The organism is Zestomonas ipomoeae, from assembly GCF_057128665.1.
Genome location: NZ_JBSKHQ010000001.1, coordinates 75,737 through 98,138 on the forward strand (window position 1 = coordinate 75,737; position 22,402 = coordinate 98,138).

General features: G+C 61.9%; 22 protein-coding genes. 15 read left to right on the forward strand and 7 right to left on the reverse strand.

Translation table 11 applies throughout. The features are described 5' to 3' along the window. Positions 1-7: 7 nt before the first annotated feature. From crcB to ftsK, 4 genes are read right to left on the reverse strand one after another with little or no spacing between them, the layout of a single operon-like run. Positions 8-382: a fluoride efflux transporter CrcB gene (gene crcB / locus ACWKV7_RS00315; protein ID WP_483855636.1), complete on the reverse strand. Its 375-nt coding sequence runs from the start codon at positions 380-382 to the stop codon at positions 8-10. Then, positions 379-1,704: a replication-associated recombination protein A gene (locus ACWKV7_RS00320; protein ID WP_483855637.1), complete on the reverse strand. Its 1,326-nt coding sequence runs from the start codon at positions 1,702-1,704 to the stop codon at positions 379-381. The genes crcB and ACWKV7_RS00320 overlap by 4 nt, the downstream gene beginning before the upstream one ends. 17 nt (positions 1,705-1,721) lie before the next feature. Further along, positions 1,722-2,348 carry an outer membrane lipoprotein periplasmic chaperone LolA gene (lolA, locus tag ACWKV7_RS00325; protein WP_483855638.1) on the reverse strand — a complete coding sequence of 209 codons (627 nt, stop codon included), beginning with the start codon at positions 2,346-2,348 and terminating at the stop codon, positions 1,722-1,724. 26 nt (positions 2,349-2,374) lie between these two features. Then, positions 2,375-4,780: a DNA translocase FtsK gene (ftsK, locus tag ACWKV7_RS00330; protein ID WP_487249185.1), complete on the reverse strand. Its 2,406-nt coding sequence runs from the start codon at positions 4,778-4,780 to the stop codon at positions 2,375-2,377. 235 nt (positions 4,781-5,015) lie between these two features. On the opposite strand from ftsK, the gene trxB reads away from it, so the two are divergent. The 4 genes from trxB to infA all read left to right on the forward strand — a co-directional run bounded on the left by trxB (position 5,016) and on the right by infA (position 7,797). After that, on the forward strand, positions 5,016-5,963 hold the full coding sequence (gene trxB / locus ACWKV7_RS00335; RefSeq protein ID WP_483855640.1) for a thioredoxin-disulfide reductase: 948 nt from the start codon (positions 5,016-5,018) through the stop codon (positions 5,961-5,963). 34 nt (positions 5,964-5,997) lie between these two features. Then, positions 5,998-6,690: a leucyl/phenylalanyl-tRNA--protein transferase gene (gene aat, locus ACWKV7_RS00340; RefSeq protein ID WP_483855641.1), complete on the forward strand. Its 693-nt coding sequence runs from the start codon at positions 5,998-6,000 to the stop codon at positions 6,688-6,690. A gap of 79 nt (positions 6,691-6,769) precedes the next feature. After that, a complete protein-coding gene (locus ACWKV7_RS00345; protein ID WP_483855642.1) occupies positions 6,770-7,477 on the forward strand; it encodes an arginyltransferase in 708 nt (235 codons plus the stop codon). A 101-nt stretch (positions 7,478-7,578) separates the two neighbouring features. After that, on the forward strand, positions 7,579-7,797 hold the full coding sequence (gene infA / locus ACWKV7_RS00350; RefSeq protein WP_002553999.1) for a translation initiation factor IF-1: 219 nt from the start codon (positions 7,579-7,581) through the stop codon (positions 7,795-7,797). A gap of 64 nt (positions 7,798-7,861) precedes the next feature. Here the strand turns inward: infA and clpA are convergent, their stop codons facing one another. Both clpA and clpS read right to left on the reverse strand, forming a co-directional pair. Continuing rightward, entirely contained in the window at positions 7,862-10,132 is a 2,271-nt protein-coding gene (clpA, locus tag ACWKV7_RS00355; RefSeq protein ID WP_483855643.1) for an ATP-dependent Clp protease ATP-binding subunit ClpA, read from the reverse strand. A gap of 28 nt (positions 10,133-10,160) precedes the next feature. After that, entirely contained in the window at positions 10,161-10,523 is a 363-nt protein-coding gene (gene clpS / locus ACWKV7_RS00360) for an ATP-dependent Clp protease adapter ClpS (protein ID WP_483855644.1), read from the reverse strand. 227 nt (positions 10,524-10,750) lie between these two features. On the opposite strand from clpS, the gene cspD reads away from it, so the two are divergent. After that, a complete protein-coding gene (gene cspD / locus ACWKV7_RS00365) occupies positions 10,751-11,014 on the forward strand; it encodes a cold shock domain-containing protein CspD (protein ID WP_483855645.1) in 264 nt (87 codons plus the stop codon). Between the two features lie 66 nt (positions 11,015-11,080). Here the strand turns inward: cspD and icd are convergent, their stop codons facing one another. Beyond that, entirely contained in the window at positions 11,081-12,337 is a 1,257-nt protein-coding gene (icd, locus tag ACWKV7_RS00370; protein WP_483855646.1) for an NADP-dependent isocitrate dehydrogenase, read from the reverse strand. Between the two features lie 282 nt (positions 12,338-12,619). Between icd and ACWKV7_RS00375 the strand changes: the two genes are divergently transcribed. The 10 genes from ACWKV7_RS00375 (at position 12,620) to ACWKV7_RS00420 (ending at position 22,390) form a co-directional block, all read left to right on the forward strand. Continuing rightward, on the forward strand, positions 12,620-13,057 hold the full coding sequence (locus ACWKV7_RS00375; protein WP_483855647.1) for an NUDIX hydrolase: 438 nt from the start codon (positions 12,620-12,622) through the stop codon (positions 13,055-13,057). Between the two features lie 78 nt (positions 13,058-13,135). Continuing rightward, positions 13,136-14,257 (forward strand): tRNA 2-thiouridine(34) synthase MnmA, encoded by a 1,122-nt coding sequence (gene mnmA, locus ACWKV7_RS00380; protein ID WP_483855648.1) that lies wholly within the window; start codon positions 13,136-13,138, stop codon positions 14,255-14,257. Then, positions 14,254-14,874, forward strand: coding sequence for a high frequency lysogenization protein HflD (hflD, locus tag ACWKV7_RS00385; protein WP_483855649.1), 621 nt, complete (start codon positions 14,254-14,256; stop codon positions 14,872-14,874). The genes mnmA and hflD overlap by 4 nt, the downstream gene beginning before the upstream one ends. Next, complete coding sequence (locus ACWKV7_RS00390; protein WP_483855650.1) at positions 14,867-15,751, forward strand: DMT family transporter; 885 nt, start codon at positions 14,867-14,869, stop codon at positions 15,749-15,751. Before hflD ends, ACWKV7_RS00390 begins: the two co-directional genes overlap by 8 nt. 63 nt (positions 15,752-15,814) lie before the next feature. Beyond that, complete coding sequence (gene purB, locus ACWKV7_RS00395) at positions 15,815-17,185, forward strand: adenylosuccinate lyase (protein ID WP_483855651.1); 1,371 nt, start codon at positions 15,815-15,817, stop codon at positions 17,183-17,185. A gap of 79 nt (positions 17,186-17,264) precedes the next feature. After that, positions 17,265-18,431 carry a ribosomal protein uL16 3-hydroxylase gene (locus tag ACWKV7_RS00400; RefSeq protein WP_483855652.1) on the forward strand — a complete coding sequence of 389 codons (1,167 nt, stop codon included), beginning with the start codon at positions 17,265-17,267 and terminating at the stop codon, positions 18,429-18,431. Next, positions 18,424-18,849, forward strand: a complete 426-nt coding sequence (locus tag ACWKV7_RS00405; protein WP_483855653.1) for a GNAT family N-acetyltransferase — start codon at positions 18,424-18,426, stop codon at positions 18,847-18,849. Before ACWKV7_RS00400 ends, ACWKV7_RS00405 begins: the two co-directional genes overlap by 8 nt. A 9-nt stretch (positions 18,850-18,858) precedes the next feature. Then, complete coding sequence (locus tag ACWKV7_RS00410; protein ID WP_483855654.1) at positions 18,859-19,497, forward strand: DUF7931 domain-containing protein; 639 nt, start codon at positions 18,859-18,861, stop codon at positions 19,495-19,497. Then, positions 19,494-20,303 carry a secretin N-terminal domain-containing protein gene (locus ACWKV7_RS00415; RefSeq protein WP_483855655.1) on the forward strand — a complete coding sequence of 270 codons (810 nt, stop codon included), beginning with the start codon at positions 19,494-19,496 and terminating at the stop codon, positions 20,301-20,303. Before ACWKV7_RS00410 ends, ACWKV7_RS00415 begins: the two co-directional genes overlap by 4 nt. Positions 20,304-20,791: 488 nt before the next feature. Then, entirely contained in the window at positions 20,792-22,390 is a 1,599-nt protein-coding gene (locus ACWKV7_RS00420) for an isocitrate lyase (RefSeq protein ID WP_483855656.1), read from the forward strand. The last annotated feature ends 12 nt before the right edge of the window (positions 22,391-22,402 follow it).

Below are 22,402 nucleotides of genomic sequence, written 5' to 3' on the forward strand. Positions count from 1 at the left end.
TCGTCTATCAGAGTTTGGCCAGACTCAGGCCCATCCAGGTGGCGAGCAGGCCGCCGGTCACGCTGAGCAGGATATAGCCCAATGCGATCGGCAGCTCGCCATTTTCCAGCAGGCGCAGAGTATCCAGGGAAAAGGAAGAAAAGGTAGTCAATGCGCCGAGAAAGCCCAGCAGCAAACCGCTGCGCAGTTCGGTAGGCACTTCCGGGCGACTGAGAAACAGACCGTAGAGGTAGCCGATCAACAGGCAGCCGACCAGGTTGACCGCCAGAGTGGCCAGTGGAAAGTACTTCGGCAGGTGGCTGTTGACCCAGCTGGCGACAGCGAAGCGCAGCAAGGTACCGGCCACCCCCCCGATGGCCACGGATGCGATCAGGCGGATCACCGCTTTCTCCTTTGCCGAGGGCTGGCCCGGTCCTGGGCGGCAAGGTGCTGCAGCTTGTCGCGGATCTTCAGCTCCAACCCACGCGGAACAGGCCGATAGTACTGGCGCGGCTGCAAGTTCTCGGGGAAGTAGTCCTCGCCAGCGGCGTAGGCATCCGGCTCGTCGTGGGCATAGCGATACTCGTCACCGTAACCCAACTCCTTCATCAGCTTGGTCGGCGCGTTGCGCAGGTGCAGCGGCACTTCCAGGGAGCCCTGCTCGGCGGCATCGCGCATGGCCGCCTTGAACGCGCTATAGACCGCATTGCTCTTCGGCGCGCAGGCCAGGTAGACAATGGCCTGCGCCACGGCCAGTTCACCCTCCGGGCTGCCCAGCCGCTCCTGTACGTCCCAGGCACCCAGGCACAGCGGCAAGGCACGCGGGTCGGCGTTGCCTACTTCCTCGCTGGCCATGCGCACGACCCGACGGGCGATATAGAGCGGATCGCAACCCCCATCGAGCATGCGCGCGAACCAGTACAACGCGGCATCCGGATGGGAGCCGCGCACCGATTTGTGCAGGGCGGAAATCTGGTCGTAGAAGGCTTCGCCACCCTTGTCGAAGCGCCGCCGGCTGTCGCCGAGCAGGTTTTGCAGCAGCTCGACGCCGATTTCGCTGCCGTCATCGGCCAGGTCGGCGGCGTTTTCCAGGAAATTCAGCAGACGCCGGCCGTCGCCATCGGCCGCGGACAGTAGAATCTGGAAGCTCTCCTCCGGCAGGCTCAGGCGGCGCTTGCCAAGCCCGCGTTCTTCATTCAGGGCACGCTTGACCAACAGCCGCAAGGCATCCTCGCCCAGGCTCTTGAGCACGTAGACGCGGGCGCGAGACAGCAATGCGTTGTTTAGCTCGAACGACGGGTTTTCAGTGGTCGCGCCGATGAAGATCAGCGTGCCGTCTTCCACGTAGGGCAGAAAGGCATCCTGCTGGGACTTGTTGAAACGGTGCACTTCGTCGACGAACAGGATCGTGCGGCGCCCGTACTGGGCAGCCTGCTGCTTGGCGACCTCAACCGCCTGGCGGATTTCCTTGACCCCGGCGAGCACGGCGGAAACCGTCTCGAAATGGGCGTCCGACACCTTGGCCAGCAACCGCGCCAGGGTGGTTTTGCCGACACCCGGCGGGCCCCAGAAGATCATCGAGTGCAGCGCGCCCTGCTCCAGCGCCTCGCGCAGTGGCCGGCCACGCGCCAGCAGATGCTCCTGGCCGACGTACTCGTCCAGGCTGGCCGGACGCAAGCGCGCGGCCAGCGGCTGGGCAACGGGATCGGAGCGGAACAGGTCCATGGTCGGCGCGCAGCCTCTTATTCCTGAATGACGTCGGCGCCTTCGGGAATGTCGAAGCTGAACAGACCGGAATCCAGCGGTTCGTTCATCTTCACGCCGAGGAAGAGAATGTTGGTGCGCTGGCCGACACTGTCAATCAACTGCATGTCGTTGACCACCCCGCCGCGGAAAGACAGGCGCAGACTGTCGAACAGGCTGTCGCGGGCCTTCGGCTTGAGAATGAAATCGACCACATCGCCCGCTTCCTTGAAGCTGATGTCGAAGCTCTCGCTGATCTTGGAGATATCTCCGGACAGCAACAGGGCCGGGGTATGGGTCAGGCGCTGATCGAGGGTCTGGATGGTCACCTGCTCCAGGTCCGGATCGTACAGCCAGACTTTTTCGCCATTGGAAACCAGCAGTTGTTCCATCGGCGTATCGGTATGCCAGCGGAACAGTCCCGGACGCTTGAGCGCCAGCTGGCCGGAGGTTTCCTGCAACTGGGTGCCGCTGCCATCGAGGGTCAATTGTGAGAAGCGGGCGCTGATGGTCTGCGCCTGGTCGAGCAGCTTAGTCAGGCGCTGGATCGCGGCCTGATCATCAGCCTGGGCCGGAACAAAGGGGAAGCACAACGCCGCTAACAGCAGCATGCGGATCAGACGCATGGAAATCCTCGTTAATGCCAGAAAAATTAATCGCGCACCGGGCTCGGCGCAATGACTTCGCGCGAGCCGTTGGTGTTCATGGACGTCACCACACCCGCCATTTCCATGGCTTCGATCATGCGAGCGGCGCGGTTATAGCCGATTTTCAGCTTGCGCTGCACGGCGGAGATGGAAGCACGGCGGCTCTCGGTCACGAAGCGTACCGCTTCGTCGTACAGCGGATCTTCCTCGCTGCCCTCACCACCCTCGCCGCCTCCACTTCCGTCGAAGCCGCTTCCGGCCTCCTCGACGCCGGCGAGGATCTCCTCGATGTAGTCCGGCGCGCCGCGCTGCTTCCAGGCCTCCACCACGCGATGAACCTCGTCGTCGGAGACGAACGCCCCGTGCACGCGGATCGGCAGGCCGGTACCCGGCGGCAGGTAGAGCATGTCGCCGTGCCCCAGCAGTTGTTCGGCGCCACCCTGGTCGAGGATCGTACGCGAGTCGATCTTGCTGGAAACCTGGAACGCCATGCGGGTCGGGATATTCGCCTTGATCAGACCGGTGATCACATCCACGGATGGGCGCTGCGTGGCAAGAATCAGATGGATGCCCGCTGCCCGCGCCTTCTGTGCGATCCGCGCGATCAGCTCTTCGACCTTCTTGCCGACGATCATCATCATGTCGGCGAACTCGTCGACCACCACGACGATGGTCGGCAACGTTTTCAGCAGCGGCGCTTCGTCTTCCATGCTCTCGCGGCGGTACAGCGGATCAGTCAGCGGCGTGCCCGCTTCTTCCGCATCCTTCACCTTGCGGTTGAACCCGGCCAGGTTGCGCACGCCCATGGCCGCCATCAGCTTGTAGCGCCGCTCCATCTCGGCAACGCTCCAGCGCAGGGCATTGGCCGCTTCCTTCATGTCGGTGACCACCGGGCACAGCAGGTGTGGAATACCCTCGTAGATCGACAGCTCGAGCATCTTCGGGTCAATCATGATCAGTCGCGCCTGCTCCGGCGTGGACTTGAACAGGATCGACAGCAACATGGCGTTCACCCCCACCGACTTGCCGGAACCGGTAGTACCGGCGACCAGCAGGTGCGGCATCTTCGCCAAGTCGGTGATCACCGGCTTGCCGCCGATATCGTGACCAAGCGCCAGGGTGACCGGCGATTTGGCGTCGTCATACTCGGTGGAGGACAGTACCTCGGAGAAGCGCACGATCTGCCGGTCCTCGTTGGGAATCTCGATGCCCACCGTGGTCTTGCCGGGTATCACTTCCACCACCCGCACGCTGATCACCGCCAACGAGCGCGCCAGATCCTTGGCCAGGTTGGAAATGCGGCTGACCTTGACGCCAGCGGCAGGCTGGATTTCGAAACGGGTGATCACCGGCCCCGGATGAACGGACTCGACAATGACCTCGACGCCGAACTCCTTGAGCTTGATCTCCAGAAGGCGGGACATCGCTTCAAGCGACTCGGGCGAGTACTTTTTCTGCTTCTTCTCCGCCACATCGAGCAGGGCGATAGGTGGCAAGGTACCTTCGATAGCGCTATCGACGAACAGGGGCGCCTGCTTTTCCTTCAGCACGCGCTTGCTCGGTTCCGCCGCCTTCGGCGGGGCGGGAGGCGTGATGACCGGCGCCGGCCGCGAATCGCGCGCGCTCATATGCTTGGCCAGCGACTCCTCGCGTTCGAGCAAGCGTTCCTTGACCTTCGCCTGCTCGCGACGGTCGTGCACCACGGGCGCAGCCACTTCGCTGACGCGCTCGTCCATTTCCCGCAACTGCATTCTGAGCTGCTTGCGCTCCAGACGGGCAGCCCACCAGCGATTGACCAGGCCCTGGATCAATTCGATCAGGTCAAGGGTGATCTTGCCGGTCATGTCCATGACCTTGAACCAGGACAGGTCCGCGAATACCGTCAAACCGAAGAGAAACAGCGCGAGAAACAGCAACGTGCTGCCTTGGACGTTCAGCGCGTTGACGGCCAGTTGACCCAGGCTCTCGCCCAGGGCCCCGCCTGCCGACGCCGGCAGCCCGCTACCGGTAAGAAAATGGATATAGGCCAGCGCCGAGCCGGAGAGGATCAGAAAGACGAAGCCAATCAGGCGCCAGGAGAACAACCAGCCATTCCACCGCCAAGGCTGGTGACGGGCGCGGAAAACCTGAAAGGTCTTGACGACGAGCAGCAGCGGAAAGATGTAGGCGAAATAGCCCAGCGCCATGAACAGGACATCGGCAAACCAGGCACCAGCGCGGCCAGCGGCATTCTGTACCTGCTGGACGTTGCTGCTATGGCTCCAACCCGGGTCGGACGGGTCATACGTCAGCAGCGCCATCCAGAGGTAGGCACACAGCGCGACAAGAGCAATCAGCGCCCCCTCTTTCAGACGATAATGCAATTGTTGGCGCCAAACCGGCGACTGAGCGGTAGTCGTGGAATTCTTCAAAACGCGTTTTTCCTGCACCCTTCGCGGATCTTCTGGCGGCGAAAATGCGCTCCATTGTACGGCTTTGCCGGGCCAATGCCATGCCGGCCAGACAGCTGCCCGTGCTCCAGACCTCAATCCACGCATGCGCTCCCGCTCATGCGCTGCTTCGGGTAGCATAGTCGGCAGCATCCTTCAGAGCGGCTCAATTGGAGCACGCATTCTCTTTTGTGACAAAGGCTTATGAGGTCTTTTTATGAGCGAAGTCAAGCATTCCCGCCTGATCATCCTGGGCTCCGGCCCCGCCGGTTATAGTGCCGCCGTCTATGCTGCCCGCGCCAACCTCAAGCCCGTGGTCATCACCGGCATTCAACCGGGCGGCCAGCTGACCACCACCACCGAGGTGGACAACTGGCCCGGCGATGTCGAAGGCCTGACCGGCCCGGTGCTCATGGAACGCATGCAGAAGCACGCCGAGCGTTTCGATACCGAGATCGTCTACGACCATATCCATACCGCCGAATTGCAACAGCGCCCGTTCATTCTTCGGGGCGATAGCGGCACCTATAGCTGTGACGCCCTGATCATCGCCACCGGCGCCAGCGCCCAGTACCTGGGCCTTCCCTCGGAGGAGGCGTTCGCCGGCAAGGGCGTCTCCGCCTGCGCCACCTGCGACGGTTTCTTCTATCGCAATCAGGTCGTCTGCGTGGTCGGCGGCGGCAACACCGCGGTCGAAGAAGCGCTTTACCTGTCCAACATCGCCAAGGAAGTGCACCTGATCCACCGCCGCGACAAACTGCGTGCCGAGAAGATCCTGCAGGACAAGCTGTTCGACAAGGCCGCCAACGGCAACGTTCGCCTGCACTGGAACCACACCCTCGACGAAGTACTGGGCGACGCGAGCGGAGTGACCGGCGTGCGCCTGCGCGACACCCTCAGCGGTGAGGCCAAGGAACTGCCACTGACCGGCGTGTTCATTGCCATCGGCCACAAGCCCAACACAGACCTGTTCCAGGGTCAGCTGGAGATGCGCGACGGCTACCTGCTGATCAAGGGCGGTAGCGAGGGCGACGCAACCGCCACCAACATCGAAGGCGTCTTTGCCGCCGGCGACGTGGCCGATCACGTCTATCGCCAGGCGATCACTTCCGCCGGCGCCGGCTGCATGGCAGCACTGGACGCCGAAAAATTCCTTGACATCTGACCCAGCCAGGCGGGCCACGCGCCCGCCCTCCCCCATGCTGACCTGGCTGAAGCGCGACACCCTGGACTTCCCTCCCCTGGAGAAGGCCCTACATGAGCCGAACGGGCTGCTCGCGGCCGGCGGCGACTTGTCTCCCGAGCGCCTGATTCAGGCCTATCGACACGGCTGCTTCCCCTGGTACCAGGACGGACAACCCATCCTCTGGTGGTCTCCAGCCCCCCGCACGGTGCTGCTTCCGGAAGATCTGCACATTTCCCGCAGCCTCGCCAAATGCATGCGCCAAGGCCGTTTCGAGGTGAGCTTCGACCATGACTTTGCCGCCGTCATTCAGGGATGCGCCGAACCCCGCAGCTATGCCGATGGCACCTGGATCACTTCTCGCATGCAGGAGTCCTATCAAGAACTGCACAAGCGCGGAGTCGCCCACTCGGTGGAGGTCTGGAGAGCTGGAGAGCTGATTGGCGGTCTGTACGGCCTGGCCATGGGACGGCTGTTTTTTGGCGAATCCATGTTCAGCCGCGCCGACAACGCCTCGAAGGTCGGCTTCGCCACGCTGGTCACGCACCTGCGCCGCTGGGGGTTCGTGCTGATCGACTGCCAGATGCCCACCGAGCACCTGCACAGCCTTGGCGCGAAGCCCATCGCTCGCAGCGCGTTCGCCGACTATCTGCATCGCTATCTGGATACCCCCAGCCAGGCAGACTGGCGCGTGACTGGGGCCGCCTAGCAGCGCAACCGACTACGGACAGTGTGCGCTTTCCATTGCCTGGCTTACACTTGACCGAGGGCAACCGCGAGAATCCACCATGACCGAGCTGGCCCGCCTGAAGTTCTACGCCACTCAACCGCATCCATGCAGCTATCTGCCCGACGAACAGGCGACTACGCTGTTCCTCGACCCCAGTCAGCCCATGGATGTGGCGGTGTATGCCGAGCTATCGGAAATGGGCTTCCGCCGCAGCGGCGACCATCTCTACCGCCCCCACTGCCAGCGCTGCACTGCCTGTGTGCCGGCGCGCATTCCCGCCAACGAATTCAGGCCCAACCGGCAGCAGCGACGTATCCTCAAGCGCAACGAAGACCTGGAGATCCGGCCGGTTCGCCCTGTCTTCAGCGAAGAGTACTACGCCCTCTACGTGCGCTATATCGAGCAACGCCACGCCGATGGCGACATGTACCCACCGAGCCGTGACCAGTTCTCTACCTTCCTGGTACGCGACCTGCCGTTCGCCCGCTTCTACGAATTCCGATTGTCCGGTCGCCTACTGGCGGTGGCGGTCACCGACTTGCTGCCCAACGGCCTGTCTGCGGTCTACACCTTCTACGACCCCGACGAGGAGCGTCGCAGCCTGGGCCGCTTCGCCATCCTCTGGCAAATCGGCGAAACCGCCAGGCTGGGCCTGCACGCTGTCTACCTCGGCTACTGGATCAAGAATTGCCGGAAGATGAATTACAAGACCCAGTACCGACCAATCGAGCTCTTTGTCAATCAGCGCTGGGTCACGCTGAGCTGAAGCCCTTGGCTTGCGGTCCAATTTTCGTGCACAATGCACGCCGCTTTTGCCTGGTCACCTCTTGCGCCGGGCCATTCATTGAACACCGAGGGCTTTACTGCATGTCGAAAGAAGACAGCTTCGAGATGGAAGGCACTGTCGTCGACACCCTGCCCAACACCATGTTCCGTGTGGAGTTGGAAAACGGGCACGTCGTTACCGCGCATATCTCCGGCAAGATGCGCAAGAACTACATCCGCATCCTGACCGGCGACAAAGTACGTGTCGAGCTGACGCCTTACGACTTGAGCAAGGGCCGCATTACCTATCGCGCCCGCTAGAACGTCCAGATAGAAAACGCCCGGCTAGTGCCGGGCGTTTTTTGTTGCCTGCCATTTAGTGGCTCTATGCCATTTCGGCGGTTGTTTCGAAGTCGAAGGTCAGCTCGTCGCCCTTCAAGTCGATGTGCACCACACCGCCATGCTCAGCCAGCTCGCCGAACAGGATTTCCTCTGCCAGCGGACGCTTGATCCGATCCTGAATCAAACGCGCCATCGGCCTTGCGCCCATCTGCACATCATAGCCCCGCTCCGCCAGCCAGCCGCGCGCGGCATCGCTGACTTCAAGCTGAACACGCTTGTCTTCGAGCTGCGCCTGCAGTTCGGTGAGGAACTTGTCGACGATGCTCTTGATTACTTCGTGGCTCAGGCGGCCAAACTGGATGATGGTATCCAGACGGTTGCGAAACTCCGGCGTAAAGCTCTTCTTGATCACTTCCATGGCGTCGGTCGAGTGATCCTGCTGAGTGAAGCCAATCGACGCCCGCGCCGCGGTTTCCGCACCCGCATTGGTTGTCATGATCAGGATGACGTTGCGGAAGTCCGCCTTGCGCCCGTTGTTGTCAGTCAGCGTGCCGTGGTCCATCACCTGCAGCAATAGGTTGAAGACTTCCGGATGCGCCTTCTCGATCTCATCGAGCAACAGCACGCAGTGCGGCTGCTTGGTGATCGCCTCGGTCAGCAAACCACCCTGGTCGAACCCGACATAGCCGGGCGGCGCACCGATGAGCCGGGAGACGGTATGCCGCTCCATGTACTCGGACATATCGAAGCGCACCAGTTCGATACCCATCGCCTTGGCCAGCTGCCTCGCCGCCTCGGTCTTGCCCACACCGGTCGGACCGGCGAACAGGAAGGAACCGACCGGCTTGTCCGGTGCCTTGAGTCCGGCACGGGATAGCTTGATGGCAGTTGCCAGAGAGTCGATCGCCGCGTCCTGCCCGAACACAGTGAGCTTGAGGTCGCGCTCCAGATTGCGCAGCAACTCCTTGTCCGAGCTGGATACGTGCTTGGGAGGAATGCGCGCGATCTTCGCCACGATGTCCTCGACCTGAGGCACATCGATGCGCTTGACCCTGCGATCCTCGGGCTGGAGACGCTGATAGGCACCCGCCTCGTCGATCACGTCGATCGCCTTGTCCGGCATGTGCCGATCGTTGATATAGCGCGAGGCCAACTCGGCCGCGGCTCGCAGGGCCTCGTCGCTGTATTCGATGCCATGATGCTGCTCGAAGCGCCCCTTCAGGCCACGAAGAATGCCAATCGTGTCCTCCACCGACGGCTCGGTGACATCCACCTTCTGGAAGCGCCGCGCCAGCGCCCGATCCTTCTCGAAGATGCCGCGGAATTCTTGGAAGGTCGTGGAGCCGATGCAGCGAATCTCACCGGACGAGAGCAACGGCTTGAGCAGGTTGGAGGCATCCATCACCCCACCGGATGCCGCACCGGCGCCGATGATCGTATGGATTTCGTCGATGAACAGAATCGCATGGGGACGTTTGCGCAGTTCGTTCAGCAGCGTCTTGAAACGCTTCTCGAAATCGCCACGGTACTTGGTGCCGGCCAGCAACGCCCCAAGATCGAGGGAATACACCACACTGTCGGCCAAAAGGTCCGGGACCTGGCTGTCGACGATGCGCTTGGCCAACCCCTCGGCAATGGCGGTTTTGCCGACGCCGGCCTCTCCCACCAGGAGCGGATTGTTCTTGCGGCGACGAGCCAGGATCTGGGCGACACGCTCGACCTCATGCTCGCGCCCAACCAGCGGATCGATACGCCCCTGACGGGCCAGGTCATTGAGATTGCTGGCGTAGGCTTCCAGGGGGTGCCCGGACGCCGACGATTCACCGCCCTCTTCGTCCTGCATCTCCTGCTCACCCTCGGGATGATCATGGTGACCCGGCACCTTGGAGATGCCGTGAGCGATGTAATTGACCACATCGATGCGAGCGACACTCTGCTGCTTGAGCAGGAAGACTGCCTGGCTTTCCTGTTCGCTGAAGATAGCCACCAGCACGTTGGCGCCGGTCACCTCGCGCTTGCCGGAGCTTTGCACGTGGAAAACCGCTCGCTGCAACACGCGCTGGAAGCCCAGCGTTGGCTGGGTTTCGCGTTCCTCGTCATGCTGAGGAATCAACGGGGTGGTGGAGTCGATGAATTCCTGCAAGTCATGCCGCAGCTTGTCGAGATTTGCGCCACAAGCGCGCAAAACGGTGGCAGCAGCCTCGTTATCCAGCAAAGCCAGCAGAAGGTGCTCGACCGTCATGAACTCATGACGCTTGGAGCGAGCCTCTTTGAAGGCGAGGTTCAGAGTGACTTCGAGCTCACGGTTTAACATAGTTCACCTCTTACCCAAGCGGTCGGTGTTAACCGTCCTTCTCGATCTCACAGAGTAGCGGATGCTGGCATTCTCTTGCGTATTGATTGACCTGCATCGCTTTGGTTTCAGCAATGTCGCGGGTGAATAACCCACACACCGCTCGCCCCTCTGTGTGTACCGTCAGCATGATCTTTGTTGCCAGCTCCCGGTTGAGGCCGAAGAACGTTTCAAGTACTTCGACCACAAAATCCATCGGTGTGTAGTCATCGTTGTACATAACCACCTTGTACATCGGTGGCGCCTGCAACGCCGGCTTGGACTCCTGGACAGCCAGACCGGTGGAGTCGTCCTCGTGCGTCGAGGGACGATCCTGATTGAATGTTAGTCGAATCTTGCTGCTTGCATGCATGCTGGACAAAAAGCTTCTGGGGCGGGCGATATAGGTGCTAGACGGATTTTGACCCGTTTCTCAGCCGACGGCAGCAAAGTCTTGACTATCGGCAAAACGGTGTTACAAACAGTGGATACCCGTTCTCGGGTATCCGGGGCTTCGCGCTCTCGCCCAACCCGGTTCAGAGCGTGAAGTCGAAGTGGATGATACTCCAGTGATGGAGTCCTTTGCAGAGGGATATCAGCATGCTCAGCGGTAAGGTCAAGTGGTTCAACAACGCCAAGGGCTATGGATTCATCCTGGCTGACGGCCGTGATGAAGACCTGTTTGCCCATTATTCGGCCATCCAGATGGACGGATACAAGACGCTCAAGGCAGGCCAGGCGGTAACCTTTGACATCTTGCAGGGCCCGAAGGGACTGCATGCAATAAATATCAGCCCGCTCCAGGTCGCCACAGAAGCGCCCGCAACCGCCAGCCAGCCGCAGAAGACTGCGATCGAAGTATGAGCGAGGCGGTAGAGGCATAAAAAAGCCGGTCATACGACCGGCTTTTCTTTTACTCGCAGAAAGCTCTTACATGTGCGAGATCATGGCGTCGCCGAATTCCGAGCAGGACATCAGCTTGGCGTCGTCCATCAGTCGCTCGAAGTCGTAGGTCACGGTCTTGGCGGTGATTGCGCCGTCGGTGCCCTTGATGATCAGGTCGGCGGCCTCGACCCAACCCATGTGGCGCAGCATCATCTCGGCGGAGAGAATCAGCGAACCCGGGTTGACCTTGTCCTGACCGGCATACTTCGGCGCAGTACCGTGGGTAGCTTCGAACATGGCCACGTTGTCCGACAGGTTGGCGCCAGGAGCGATACCGATGCCACCCACTTCGGCAGCCAGAGCGTCGGACAGATAGTCGCCGTTCAGGTTGAGGGTCGCGATAACATCGTACTCAGCCGGACGCAGCAGGATTTGCTGCAGCATGGCATCGGCGATCACATCCTTGACCACGATGTTCTTGCCGGTACGCGGATTCTTGAATTGCATCCACGGACCGCCGTCCAGCAGTTCGGCGCCGAACTCCTGCTGAGCCACTTCGTAGCCCCATTCCTTGAAGGCACCTTCGGTGAACTTCATGATGTTGCCCTTGTGCACGATGGTCACAGAGCTGCGATCGTTGTCCACGGCGTACTGCAGGGCCTTGCGCACCAGGCGCTTGGTGCCCGCTTCGGAAACCGGCTTGATGCCGATACCGCACATGTCGGTGAAGCGAATCTTCTTGACGCCCATTTCCTCGGTGAGGAACTTGATGACCTTTTCTGCCTCGGCGGAGCCGGCCTTCCACTCGACACCGGCGTAGATGTCTTCCGAGTTCTCGCGGAAGATCACCATGTCCACGTCACCCGGCTTCTTGACCGGGCTGGGCACACCGTTGAACCAACGCACCGGGCGCTGGCAAACGTACAGGTCGAGCTCTTGACGCAGGGCAACGTTGAGCGAACGGATGCCGCCACCGACCGGAGTGGTCAGCGGACCCTTGATGGAGACGACATAGTCGCGCACCACTTCCAGGGTTTCCTTCGGCAGCCAGGTGTCCTGGTCGTAAACCTGGGTGGCTTTCTCGCCGGCGTAGACTTCCATCCAGGCGATCTTGCGCTCACCGCCGTAGGCTTTCTGGACGGCGGCATCCACCACCTTGATCATCACCGGGGTGATATCGATACCGATGCCGTCACCCTCGATGTAGGGAATGATCGGATTGTTCGGCACGTTCAAGGACATGTCGGCATTGACGGTGATTTTGTCACCGTTGGCCGGCACCTGGATCTTTTGGTATCCCATGCTGGACTCCGTTGCTCTCGTGGTCTGTCATACCGCCTCGCGGATGGCGAAGCGGATGGTTATTTAGGTCTCGGAAAAGCGCGCCATTTTTGTAGTTTTTCTACAAAAAGTCACGTGTTTTCCATCTAGGCATATAGGCCGTGGCGCGACGTAGACGGCCTTCGAGCGGTCCGCAGGGCGGCGCACCCCGCGCAGGACGCTATTCATCCTAGCAGCTCACTCCCTCCCTCGCCGGACCATGCGCTTGCAGCTAACATGCGGTCGCTTTTCAAGGAGAACCCCATGCGATTTACCCCGCACGTCACCGTTGCCACCGTAGTGGAAGACCACGGCCGCTTTCTGCTGGTCGAGGAGATGGCCGATGGCCGCGCCGTATTTAACCAGCCGGCCGGGCATTTGGAAGCCGACGAAAGTCTTACCCAGGCAGCGCTTCGCGAAACCTTGGAAGAAACCGGCTGGGACGTGGAGCTGACTGCGGTCACCGGTCTCTACCTGTACACCGCGCCGAGCAACGGAGTGACCTACCAGCGTGTGTGCTTTGCCGCTCGCCCACTACGGCAGCGTCCGAACCACCCGCTGGACGATGGCATCATCGGGCCGCACTGGCTGACCCGCGACGAACTGGCCGGTCAGCCGGATCGCTGGAGAAGCGAACTGGTCCTGCGCTGCATCGATGACTACCTCGATGGTGCCCGCTTCCCCCTTGGCCTGATCCGCTAACCCGGCCCGGGTTTCGTCGGCCCGCCTCTCGCTCTTCTGGTAGAATCGCCGCCTTTTCACAGCCACTACCCAGTCGCCATGCCCAGCTCAACTCCAGCCTCCAGCAAAGAACGCGTGATCGTCGGCATGTCCGGCGGCGTGGACTCTTCCGTATCCGCCCTGCTGCTGCTTGAACAGGGCTACCAGGTGGAAGGCCTGTTCATGAAGAACTGGGAAGAGGACGACGGCACCGAATACTGCACCGCCAAGGAAGACCTGGCCGACGCCCAGGCTGTTTGCGACAGCATCGGCATCAAGCTGCACACCGCCAACTTCGCCGCCGAATATTGGGACCATGTATTCGAGCATTTCCTCGCCGAGTACAAGGCCGGGCGCACGCCGAACCCGGACATCCTCTGCAACCGCGAGATCAAGTTCAAAGCCTTCCTCGATTACGCGCTGATGCTCGGTGCGGACCTTATCGCCACCGGCCATTACGTGCGCCGCCGCGACACCGGGGGACGCACCGAACTGCTCAAGGGGCTGGACCCGAACAAGGACCAGAGCTACTTCCTGCATGCCGTTGGCGGCGAGCAGATCGCCAAGACCCTGTTTCCGGTGGGTGAGCTGGAAAAGCCCCAGGTACGTGCCATCGCCGAGAAGTACGGCCTGGCCACGGCGAAGAAAAAGGACTCCACCGGCATCTGCTTCATCGGCGAGCGTCGCTTCAGTGACTTCCTCAAGCAATACCTGCCGGCCCAGCCCGGCGACATCGAAACCACCGAAGGCGAAGTGATCGGCCGCCACCACGGCCTGATGTACCACACTATCGGCCAACGCCAGGGCCTGGGCATCGGCGGCATGAAAGAAGCGAGCGACGAGCCGTGGTACGTACTGGCCAAGGACGTGGTACGCAATGTGCTGGTGGTCGGCCAGGGCAACGAGCATCCGTGGCTGTTCTCCCGCTCCCTGCTGGCTTCTGAGGTCTACTGGGTGAACCCCGTCGACCTCTCGGCGCCGCGCCGGCTGACCGCCAAGGTGCGCTATCGCCAGAGCGATCAGGCCTGCACGCTGGAACGCACCGCCTCCGGCTATCGCGCCGTCTTCGACGAGCCACAACGGGCCGTGACACCCGGCCAGTCGGTGGTGTTCTATGACGGAGAAGTCTGTCTCGGTGGCGGCGTGATCGAAACCGCCGAACCTTGGAAGGAGCCGGCATGACGCCCACTCAGGAGCAACTGGTCGCTCTCGGCGCGGTGTTCAATGCTGCCGCGCTGGTCGACAAGGTGGCCAAGACCGGTCAGACCGGCGAAGCGCCGCTCGGCTGCATGCTCGGCAGTCTGCTGGTGCGCAGCCCCAAGAGCACCCTGGAGGTCTACGGTGGCGACGACCTGAACCTGCGCGAAGGTTATCGAGCCCTGACCAGCGCCCTCGAACGCGAACCCAGCAGCCTGCAGCGCGAACCCCTGCGCTATGCACTGGGCATGCTCGGTCTGGAACGGCAACTGGCGCGGCGGGACGACATGCTGCAAATCATCGGCAGCCGCCTGGATCAGATCCAGCAGCAGGTGCAGCACTTCGGGCTGGTTCACGACAACGTTATCGCCGCCTGTGGCGGGCTCTACCAGGACACGCTCAGCACCTTTCGCCAGCGCATCCAGGTTCACGGCGACATGCGCCACCTGCAGCAGTCCGACAATGCCGCGAAAATTCGCGCCCTGTTGCTGGCCGGCATTCGCTCGGCGCGACTATGGCACCAGCTCGGCGGACGCCGCTGGCACCTGCTGATCAAGCGCCGCAAGCTGCTCGACGAACTCTACGGCCTGATGCGTGGCTGACGCCGCCGCCCGCTCGGTCAAGCCGGTGCAGGGCGCCCTGTTGCTAGCCCTGTCGGCATTGCTGTTCTCGCTGATGGGTGTCGCCATCCGCGAAGCCTCGCTGACCGTCAACAACGAGTCGGTGGTGTTCTTCCGCAATCTGGTGGGCGTGCTGTTCTTCCTGCCACTGTTGCTGCTCAAGGGCTTCGGCCCGCTGCGCACCCAGCGCCTGAACTCGCACCTGTGGCGTACCGCCTTCGGCCTCGCGGCGATGTACTGCTTCTTCTACGCCATCGCACATCTTCCGCTGGCCGACGCCATGCTGTTCACCTATTCGGCTCCCCTGTTCACTCCGCTGATTGCCCATTGGTGGCTGAAGGAGCCGCTGACCCGGCGCATGCTGGCGACCAGCGGCATCGGCCTGATCGGCGTGCTGTTGGTGGCCAAGCCATCTGCCGCACTCCTCGACAGCCAATCCCTGGTCGGCATCGCCGCCAGCCTACTGGCGGCCTTCGCCTTCGTCTCGATTCGCGAGATGAGCGATACCGAACCGGTTTCCCGCATCGTGTTCTATTTCTCTCTGTTCAGTGCGCTGATCTCGGCCGTCCCCTTGAGCTGGGCCTGGCAACCGCTGCATGACCACGAACTGTGGCTATTGCTGATCGCCGGCCTGCTGGCCACCACGAGCCAATTGGTCATGTCCAAGGCCTATAGCCTGGCACCCCCTGGCGTCATCGGCCCGTTCGCCTACCTGGCCATCGTGTTCGCCGGCATCATCGCGTGGTGGCGCTGGGATGAGGCACCGGGACTCACGTCGCTGATCGGTGCCGCACTCATCTTCTCCGCCAGCTTGCTGTCGATCCCACGTCGCGCCCGACGAGCGAACACAAGCGTGTGAGCGAACACATTTCGTGTAAAATACGCGCCCCCTTTCGTTGCCCGACTGCCCGAGAACGCCCCCATGCAGCTCTCCTCGCTCACCGCGGTTTCCCCCGTCGATGGCCGCTACGCCGGCAAAACCAGCGCCCTGCGCCCGATCTTCAGCGAATACGGCCTGATCCGTTGCCGCGTATTGGTGGAAGTCCGTTGGCTCCAGCGCCTGGCCGCCCACGAAGGCATCGCCGAAGTGGCGCCCTTCTCTGCAGAAGCCAATGCCCTGCTCAACCAACTGGCGGAAAACTTCCAGATAGAGCACGCCGAGCGGGTCAAGGAAATCGAGCGCACCACCAACCACGACGTAAAGGCCGTGGAGTACCTGCTCAAGGAGCAGGCCGCCAAGCTGCCGGAGCTGGCCAAGGTCAGCGAGTTCATCCACTTCGCCTGCACCTCCGAAGACATCAACAACCTGTCCCACGCGCTGATGCTGCGCGAAGGTCGCGACAACGTGCTGCTGCCGCTGATGCGCCAGGTTGCCGATGCCATCCGCCAGTTGGCAGTGCAGTTCGCCGACGTGCCGATGCTCTCTCGCACTCACGGCCAGCCGGCTTCGCCGACCACCCTGGGCAAGGAACTGGCCAACGTCGTCTACCGCCTGGAGCGGCAGATCGCGCAGGTGGCCGCCGTGCCGCTGCTGGGCAAGATCAACGGCGCCGTGGGCAACTACAATGCCCACCTGTCCGCCTACCCGCACGTCGATTGGGAGGCCAACGCCAAGCAGTTCATCGAAGGTGACCTGGGCCTGCAGTGGAACCCCTACACCACGCAGATCGAGCCGCACGACTACATCGCCGAGCTGTTCGACGCCATCGCCCGCTTCAACACCATCCTGATCGACTTCGACCGCGACGTCTGGGGCTACATTTCCCTTGGCTACTTCAAGCAGAAGACCGTCGCTGGCGAGATCGGCTCCTCGACCATGCCGCACAAGGTCAACCCGATCGACTTCGAGAACTCCGAAGGCAACTTAGGGATAGCCAACGCGATCTTCCAGCACCTGGCCAGCAAGTTGCCGATCTCGCGCTGGCAGCGCGACCTGACTGACTCCACCGTGCTGCGCAACCTCGGCGTCGGCTTCGCCCACAGCGTCATCGCCTACGAGGCAAGCCTCAAGGGAATCAGCAAGTTGGAGCTGAATACTCAACGAATTGCTGAAGACCTGGACGCCTGCTGGGAAGTGCTCGCCGAACCGATCCAGACCGTGATGCGCCGCTACGCCATCGAGAATCCCTACGAAAAGCTCAAGGAACTGACCCGCGGCAAAGGCATCAGCCCGCAGGCGCTGAAGACTTTCATCGACAGCCTGGAGATGCCAGCCGAAGCCAAAGCCGAGCTACATAAATTGACCCCGGCCAGCTACATCGGCAACGCGGTCGCCCAGGCCAAGCGTATCTGAGCCAGCTCAAGCCTTTGCACGCCCGGCAGTGCCGGGCGTTTTTGTTTACAGCTTTTCTAATTAAAGCAAGGTGTTAGCAATGAATCCTGACGCACCACTGCAACTCTTGGGCGGCCTGAGCGCACGGCAGTTCCTGCGCGACTACTGGCAGCAGAAGCCTCTGCTGATCCGCCAGGCCCTGCCTGGCTTCGAGAGCCCTATTTCCCCCGATGAGCTGGCTGGCCTGGCCCTGGAAGAAGAAGTCGAATCGCGACTGGTGATCGAGCATGGCGAACGCCCCTGGGAGCTGCGTCGCGGCCCCTTCGCCGAGGATGCTTTCAGCCAGTTGCCGGAGCGCGACTGGACCCTACTGGTGCAGGCGGTCGACCAATTCGTTCCAGAGGTCGCCGAGTTGCTGGAGCACTTCCGCTTCCTGCCGGGTTGGCGCATCGACGACATCATGGTCAGCTTCGCCACTCCGGGCGGTGGCGTCGGCCCGCACTACGACAACTACGATGTGTTCCTGCTACAGGCGCAAGGTCAACGACGCTGGAAGATTGGCCAGATGTGCGATGCCGACAGCGCCCTGCTGGAGCACGCCGATCTGCGTATCCTCGCCGACTTCCACGGCACCGACGAATGGGTCCTGGAGCCTGGCGATATGCTTTACCTGCCACCGCGCCTGGCGCACTTCGGCACTGCCGAGACCGATTGCCTGACCTATTCGGTGGGCTTCCGCGCTCCCAGTGCGGCCGAGGTACTGACACATTTCACCGATTTCCTCGCCCAGTTCCTGCCCGACGAGGAGCGCTACAGCGACGCCGGCATAGCACCCAGCAGCGATCCGCACCAGATCCAGCACGATGCCCTCGATCGCCTGAAAGCCCTGCTCAGTGAGCACATGAGCGACGAGCGCCTGCTGCTCACCTGGTTCGGCCAGTACATGACCGAGCCACGCTATCCCGAGCTGGTGGCCGGCCCCGAGTTGGCGGAAGCAGAGTTTCTCGGCGCCCTGGAAGACGGTGCCGTACTGGTACGCAACCCCAGCGCCCGCCTGGCCTGGAGCGAGGTCGACCTGGGCCTGCTGCTGTTCGCCAGCGGCCAGAGCCGCCTGTTGCCTGGCCACCTGCGCGATCTGCTCAAGTCGATCTGCTCGGCCGATGCGTTGCATCTGGAAAACCTTGGACCATGGCTGGCAGACGACGAGGGGCGTAATCTTCTATGGGAATTGGTCAAACAAGGCAGTCTGGAGTTTGCCGATGAGTGATATTCATGTCCGCATCGCCGATTGGCAGAAGGACAATGCCGAGCTGCGGCGCATACGCGAAGCGGTGTTTATCGCCGAACAGGCGGTGCCGCCGGAACTCGAATGGGATGCCGAAGATGCGAGCGCGGTGCACTTTCTCGCATTCGAGGGCGACTATCCTATCGGTACCGCGCGGCTGTTGCCGGACGGCCACATCGGCCGCGTTGCGGTGCTCAAGGACTGGCGAGGCCTGAAGGTCGGCGATGCGTTGCTCAAGGCGGTCATCGCCGAAGCCGAACGCCGCGGCCTGCGCGAGCAACGACTCAGCGCCCAGGTCCATGCCACCCCCTTCTATGAACGGCACGGTTTCAGCGTGATCAGTGGTGAATTCCTCGATGCCGGCATTCCCCACGTCGACATGCTGCGCCACAGCGGCTGAGATCAGGCAATGAACGACGAAAACGCCCCGACAGTGGATGACCTGCCGACGGAAGAAGATCTTCCAGCCATCGACTTCCACTCTCCGGGGCGTTTTGCCGTGCACAATCCCGATTCGCTTCTGCCCGAGGCCGAGCGCTGGGAACCAGCCCCCTTTCGCCTTGGCGAGCACGACCGGCTGGAGCGCTTCAGCCTGCCCGATGACGTTCGCGCCCATGCCCTCGCGTTGCTGCAGCAGGCCCAGCGCAACCTGTGCCTGTACAGCCCGGATCTCGAGCCCTGGCTCTACCACCACAGCAGCATGCAGGACGCCTGCACCCGCTTTCTCCTCGCCCATCCCAGGAACCGCCTGCGCATCCTTGTACGCGACAGTGCGCGTGCGGTGAAGGAGGGTCATCGGCTACTCACCCTATCGCGCCGGCTGCCCAGCAACTGCCAGATTCGCAAGTTGCATCCGGACTACCCCAACGAGGAAGCCGCATTCCTGCTGGCCGATGCCAGCGGCTTGCTGTTGCGGCCCGAGCCGGACCAATATGCCGGCTATGCCCTTTATCGTGATCCCGGTCGCGTGCGACTGCGCCAGGCGCAGTTCGACCAGGCCTGGGACACCAGCATCACCGATCCGGACCTGCGGAGCTTCCTGCTATGACCCCACGCGCGCTGTTCGCCGCCCTGCTGTTCGCTGTCAGCCTGCCGACGTTGGCCGCCACCGATATCATCCAGCTGAACTACCGCATGGCAGAGGATGTGCTACCCATCGCCGAGTCGCTGCTGGGCGATGAAGGACGGGTCAATGCCTATGGCAACCAACTGGTCGTCAACGCCTCGCCGGAGAAGATCGAGGAACTGCGCGAACTGCTCGCCCGCCTCGATAGCCAGCCCAAGCACCTCCTGATCAGCGTCGACACCAACGAGTCCAGCTTCCAGCAGGACCGAGGCTACGCGGTGGATGGCGCCATTAGCGGCGGCAACGTGGTGATCCAGAGCGGCCAGGGTGAAGTCCAGGGCCGCGATCAGGTGCGCATCATCCGTCGAAGCACCGACAGCCGCGGCGGCGGCGTCCAGCAGGTTCAGGCCACCGAGGGCTATCCCGCGCTGATCCAGGTCGGCCAGAGCGTGCCCATTACCACCACTGGCACCAACGGCTACGGCCAAGTCTACCAGAATACCCAGTATCGAAACGTCACCCGAGGTTTCTATGTCACTGCGAATCTCTCCGGCGATCGGGTGACGGTGACCCTGAGCAGCAACAATGATCGTCTCAGCCAGTCCCAGCCGGGTGTCATCGACATCCAGAGTACCGATACCCGGGTCAACGGCCGGGTCGGCGAATGGATCGCCGTCGGCGGCGTCAATCAAAGCAGCCAGGGGACCGACAGCGACTTCCTGCGGCGCCACTCGACCCAGGGCCGTGACGATATGAGCATGCGCCTCAAGGTTGAGGTTCTCGACTGAATCGGTGACCGACCGGTCGCCCGTCGGCAATTATGTAGTGCAAGACGGACGGCACTACAAAGCATTTGACGAACAAGCGTTTGAAGCGCATGATGGCGCCGCTCCCGCTAACCAGAGGCCCTAAAGGCCTCCGGGTCGCGCACCGGGTTACCCTCGGGCCGATCTGTGTTGTTACCGCCCACAAGGCAGTTCGATGAGGTTGCGACTGGAACGAAAGTTGTCCTGAGGGACGGGGAAGCGTTTAGCGTCAGCCAGATTGACAGACCCGCAGGTCGCCCAACGGCATCCACGAGCCGGCAAGCGCTCGCACCAGGTCTTCCACAGCCCTGTGGTTATCGGACTGTTCGTCTCGTCACACCCCTCCTCCTCGGTCAATCCGTCCGGTCACGATCTCCACGCCCTGCCGCGCATCGTCTGCTACAGCATCGATACGCAGGTGTTAGGTGGGAAAGTCGGTGCTCAACCACATTCAACTTGAAGGATTGACCATGTCCGCTTATCAGAACGACATCAAGGCTGTAGCCGCCCTGAAAGAAAAATTCGGCAGCAGCTGGAGCGCTATCAACCCCGAATCCGTCGCTCGCATGCGCGCTCAGAACCGCTTCAAGACCGGTCTGGATGTCGCCAAGTACACCGCGGCCATCATGCGTAAAGACATGGCCGAGTACGACGCCGACTCCTCCCTGTACACCCAGTCCCTGGGTTGCTGGCATGGTTTCATCGGTCAGCAGAAGCTGATCTCCATCAAGAAGCACCTGAAGACCACCAACAAGCGCTACCTCTACCTGTCCGGCTGGATGGTCGCCGCCCTGCGCTCCGAGTTCGGCCCGCTGCCCGACCAGTCCATGCACGAGAAGACTGCCGTCTCCAGCCTGATCGAAGAGCTGTACACCTTCCTGCGCCAGGCCGATGCCCGTGAGCTGGACCTGCTGTTCACCGCTCTGGATGCTGCCCGCGAAGCCGGCGACCAGGCCAAGGCTGCCGAGATCCAGAACCAGATCGACAACTACGAAACCCACGTAGTACCGATCATCGCCGACATCGACGCCGGTTTCGGTAATGCCGAAGCGACCTACCTGCTGGCCAAGAAGATGATCGAAGCCGGTGCCTGCTGCATCCAGATCGAGAACCAGGTTTCCGACGAGAAGCAGTGCGGCCACCAGGACGGCAAAGTGACCGTCCCGCACGAAGACTTCCTCGCCAAGATCAACGCCGTTCGCTACGCGTTCCTCGAACTGGGCGTTGACGATGGCGTGATCGTTGCCCGTACCGACTCCCTGGGTGCCGGTCTGACCAAGCAGATCGCCGTGACCAAAGAGCCGGGCGACCTGGGCGACAAGTACAACAGCTTCCTGGATGGCGACTACATCGAAAGCGCCGCCGACATCGCCAACGGCGACGTCGTGGTCAAGGCTAACGGCAAGCTGCTCAAGCCGAAGCGCCTGGCTTCCGGCCTGTTCCAGTTCAAGGCCGGCACTGGCGAAGACCGCTGCGTCCTGGACTGCATCACCTCGCTGCAGAACGGCGCCGACCTGCTGTGGATCGAAACCGAGAAGCCGCACGTTGGCCAGATCAAGGGCATGGTTGACCGCATCCGCGAAGTCATTCCGAATGCCAAGCTGGTGTACAACAACAGCCCGTCCTTCAACTGGACCCTGAACTTCCGCCAGCAGGTGTTCGACGCCATGGTTGCCGAAGGCAAGGACGTATCCGCCTACGATCGCGCCAAGCTGATGAGCGTCGAGTACGACGAAACCGAACTGGCCCAGATCGCCGACGAGAAGATCCGCACCTTCCAGCGCGACGGCTCGGCCCACGCCGGCATCTTCCACCACCTGATCACCCTGCCGACCTACCACACTGCCGCGCTGTCCACCGACAACCTGGCAAAAGGGTACTTCGCCGACCAGGGCATGCTGGCCTACGTGAAAGGCGTCCAGCGTCAGGAACTGCGTCAGGGCATCGCCTGCGTCAAGCACCAGAACATGGCTGGTTCCGACATCGGCGACAACCACAAAGAGTACTTCGCTGGCGAAGCGGCTCTGAAGGCAAGCGGTAAAGACAACACCATGAACCAGTTCCACTAAGAACGGTTCGCT

What these genes read in the sequence shown, in the direction of transcription:
- ACWKV7_RS00320 (WP_483855637.1), bottom strand. Translation starts at nt 1,704, where the DNA reads ATGGACCTGTTCCGCTCCGATCCCGTTGCCCAGCCGCTGGCCGCGCGC.
- lolA (WP_483855638.1), bottom strand. Translation starts at nt 2,348, where the DNA reads ATGCGTCTGATCCGCATGCTGCTGTTAGCGGCGTTGTGCTTCCCCTTT.
- trxB (WP_483855640.1), top strand. Translation starts at nt 5,016, where the DNA reads ATGAGCGAAGTCAAGCATTCCCGCCTGATCATCCTGGGCTCCGGCCCC.
- aat (WP_483855641.1), top strand. Translation starts at nt 5,998, where the DNA reads ATGCTGACCTGGCTGAAGCGCGACACCCTGGACTTCCCTCCCCTGGAG.
- ACWKV7_RS00345 (WP_483855642.1), top strand. Translation starts at nt 6,770, where the DNA reads ATGACCGAGCTGGCCCGCCTGAAGTTCTACGCCACTCAACCGCATCCA.
- infA (WP_002553999.1), top strand. Translation starts at nt 7,579, where the DNA reads ATGTCGAAAGAAGACAGCTTCGAGATGGAAGGCACTGTCGTCGACACC.
- clpA (WP_483855643.1), bottom strand. Translation starts at nt 10,132, where the DNA reads ATGTTAAACCGTGAGCTCGAAGTCACTCTGAACCTCGCCTTCAAAGAG.
- clpS (WP_483855644.1), bottom strand. Translation starts at nt 10,523, where the DNA reads ATGCATGCAAGCAGCAAGATTCGACTAACATTCAATCAGGATCGTCCC.
- cspD (WP_483855645.1), top strand. Translation starts at nt 10,751, where the DNA reads ATGCTCAGCGGTAAGGTCAAGTGGTTCAACAACGCCAAGGGCTATGGA.
- icd (WP_483855646.1), bottom strand. Translation starts at nt 12,337, where the DNA reads ATGGGATACCAAAAGATCCAGGTGCCGGCCAACGGTGACAAAATCACC.
- ACWKV7_RS00375 (WP_483855647.1), top strand. Translation starts at nt 12,620, where the DNA reads ATGCGATTTACCCCGCACGTCACCGTTGCCACCGTAGTGGAAGACCAC.
- mnmA (WP_483855648.1), top strand. Translation starts at nt 13,136, where the DNA reads ATGCCCAGCTCAACTCCAGCCTCCAGCAAAGAACGCGTGATCGTCGGC.
- hflD (WP_483855649.1), top strand. Translation starts at nt 14,254, where the DNA reads ATGACGCCCACTCAGGAGCAACTGGTCGCTCTCGGCGCGGTGTTCAAT.
- purB (WP_483855651.1), top strand. Translation starts at nt 15,815, where the DNA reads ATGCAGCTCTCCTCGCTCACCGCGGTTTCCCCCGTCGATGGCCGCTAC.
- ACWKV7_RS00400 (WP_483855652.1), top strand. Translation starts at nt 17,265, where the DNA reads ATGAATCCTGACGCACCACTGCAACTCTTGGGCGGCCTGAGCGCACGG.
- ACWKV7_RS00405 (WP_483855653.1), top strand. Translation starts at nt 18,424, where the DNA reads ATGAGTGATATTCATGTCCGCATCGCCGATTGGCAGAAGGACAATGCC.
- ACWKV7_RS00410 (WP_483855654.1), top strand. Translation starts at nt 18,859, where the DNA reads ATGAACGACGAAAACGCCCCGACAGTGGATGACCTGCCGACGGAAGAA.
- ACWKV7_RS00415 (WP_483855655.1), top strand. Translation starts at nt 19,494, where the DNA reads ATGACCCCACGCGCGCTGTTCGCCGCCCTGCTGTTCGCTGTCAGCCTG.
- ACWKV7_RS00420 (WP_483855656.1), top strand. Translation starts at nt 20,792, where the DNA reads ATGTCCGCTTATCAGAACGACATCAAGGCTGTAGCCGCCCTGAAAGAA.